This is a genomic window from Pseudomonas sp. o96-267 (assembly GCF_003935465.1).
Lineage (GTDB): Bacteria > Pseudomonadota > Gammaproteobacteria > Pseudomonadales > Pseudomonadaceae > Aquipseudomonas > Aquipseudomonas sediminis.
On the sequence record NZ_RHQP01000079.1, the window covers coordinates 1 to 2,413 of the forward strand.

The window sequence follows — 2,413 nt, forward strand, 5'->3', positions numbered from 1 at the left end:
CCCCTACCTGGTCACGCTGACCGTGAAGAACGGCGACGACCTGGAGGAACGTCAGCGCCACCTGACCACCTCGCTCAAGCGCCTGCGCGACCGTCGGCGGTACTTCAACGCAGGCACCAGGGGCGCACCCTGGACAGAGCTCTGTAAGGCCCTGGGAGGCGTCTACACGCTCGAATTGACCAACAAGGGCAAGGGGTGGCACCCCCACTGCCACATGATCGCGCTATGCGCCTCCCAGATCGATCAGCAGGCACTGTCGAAGGAATGGCACGGCATCACCGGCGACAGCATGGTGGTGGACGTGCGGCCCATCCTGGGCGACCCCTCCGAAGGCTTCATGGAGGTGTTCAAGTACGCCGTGAAGTTCTCCGACCTGGAGCTGTCCCAGAACTGGGAAGCTGCCCAGGTACTCAAGGGCAAGCGCCTGCTGAACAGCTTCGGCCTGTTCCGTGGCGTCGAGGTGCCCGAATCGCTCCTGGATGAACCTCTGGACTCCCTCCCCTACTGGGATCGGTTCTACCGCTTCCTGGGCGGGGAATACCGCTTCACCGGCGAGAGTCCGAAGACCCACGGCGAGGCCGTGGGCGCTCCTGGTCGTCTGGTGCTCTCTGAGGCAACAATCGCGGCCATCAAGGCGCGGCGCAAGAAGCCCAGCCCCCCTCGCTCCGGCGGCTAAAGCCCCCTCGCTCTGCGGGCTACAGGTATCAGGATTCCGGTACACATATGCCAGGATTCCGACCTTAAAGCCCCCTCCAGGTGTCATATCCGGTACCTCCAGGTGCCGGATATGGAACCTTCAAACCTGCACCGAAAGTTGACAGGTCAGGGGCCGCGCCCCCGGCTCGTCCGGGGGGCGCTTTATCCCCCGGATGAACGGAGGCACGGGCGGAGCGAACCCTTGACCCCCCACCGAACAAACACCCTCCGGCAGCACCCCGGGCCAGGAACTGGCCCGGGGGATGCCACCCGGCGAGGGTGCTTTTGCCTTTGCTCTGCGCGCCATCGGCGCGGCCTTGTCATGGCCAACCGGCCTACGATGCGCCAATTTTCGTAACGTTACGCCAATACAACCGCTTGACACTTCCCAGGCACAGAGCCATGCTCCCCACCGACAAAACGTCATCACCCAAAGGGGAAATCTCATGACTCACTTCGAACAGTTCATCCAGTACCGCGCCCTGTCCTTCAAGTTCAAGACCGCCGGCATGTCGCTCGGCGTCTTCGAGCGAATGCTGGCTAACAAGTCCATCGGCACCAACCAGGACGGCACTTTCGTGCCTGCCGAGAGCCTGGAGGATGTCGTTCCCTTCAAGGTGCAGAACGTCTGCGCCAAGCTCGCTCAGCCCCTGGTGGATCGCCTGGACGAAGCGCTTAGCGTCCTGGGCATGACCAAGCGCGATTTCATCGAGCTGGCCCTGATCGAGGCCCTGGACAAGGTTGACCAGGTGCTGAAGGACACCGACGCCTTCGAGTACGTCGATGCCCGTGCAGAGGGGGCTGAGTGATGAGCGAAGCCATGTTCACGCTGTGCGGCCAGGTGGCCAACGTGTACGTCCAGCCGGGTGGCACCTCGAAGAAGACCGGCGAGGCGTTCGACCCTCGCGACAAGGTGCAGATCCTCGGGCACCTCCCCCTCCCCACCGGGGGCCACAAGCTGGAGCTGGTGACCCTCAACGTTGAAGACGCCCGCCTGTTTCAGGCCGCGCTGAACAAGACCATCCGCGTTCCTGTGGGGGTCTACGCCATTGGCAAGACCGTGGGCTACTTCATCCCCCAGGGCGCAAAGCCCCAGCTCCATCAGCCTGTTCAGAAGTAGCGAACGCGAAGCCTCCGCCCCGCGTCACACGGGCTTTTCAGCGCAGCTGAATGGACGTGCGACCGGGTCGGGGGCTTCTTTACTTGATACATAGAAACAAAGTGTTAGCAGCAGGTATGCTGTGAACACGGGAAGGAGGGCCACGCATGGCCAAAAAGAAAACCCCCGTAGGCGCTTCTCTCTTGGCGGACAGAGCGCATACAGGGGCTGATGAAGCTGAAAACTTCGGCGACAGGATAGCACGCTACAGCCAGGCGCACAGCCGCACGCTGGAGATGCTGGAACACCTTCGGGGCGTTCCAGGAGTCGAAGCCACCAAGACCGCCGCAAGCCTCGCCACCTGCGGCAACTACCTGCACTTCCGGGAGTACTTCACCGTGGGCAAGGTACGGCTGCACAACGCGACCTTTTGCAAGCAGCACCTGGTGTGCCCGCTTTGCGCCATCCGGCGCGGCGCCAAGGCGCTGGGGGCCTATCTGGCCCGCTGGCAGGTCATCCAGGAAGAACACCCCGAGCTGCGCCCCTACCTGGTCACGCTGACCGTGAAGAACGGCGACGACCTGGAGGAACGTCAGCGCCACCTGACCACCTCGCTCA

General features: G+C 63.1%; 4 protein-coding genes. All 4 read left to right on the top strand.

Annotated elements, in window-relative coordinates:
- The coding region (locus tag EGJ86_RS24770) for a protein rep (protein ID WP_158620921.1) at positions 1-676 on the top strand (676 nt) is incomplete at its 5' end.
- Between the two features lie 466 nt (positions 677-1,142).
- Positions 1,143-1,505, top strand: coding sequence for a hypothetical protein (locus EGJ86_RS24775; RefSeq protein WP_125836936.1), 363 nt, complete (start codon positions 1,143-1,145; stop codon positions 1,503-1,505).
- Positions 1,505-1,816: a hypothetical protein gene (locus EGJ86_RS24780; RefSeq protein ID WP_125836937.1), complete on the top strand. Its 312-nt coding sequence runs from the start codon at positions 1,505-1,507 to the stop codon at positions 1,814-1,816. The genes EGJ86_RS24775 and EGJ86_RS24780 overlap by 1 nt, the downstream gene beginning before the upstream one ends.
- A 146-nt stretch (positions 1,817-1,962) precedes the next feature.
- The coding region (locus EGJ86_RS24785; RefSeq protein ID WP_158620922.1) for a protein rep at positions 1,963-2,413 on the top strand (451 nt) is incomplete at its 3' end.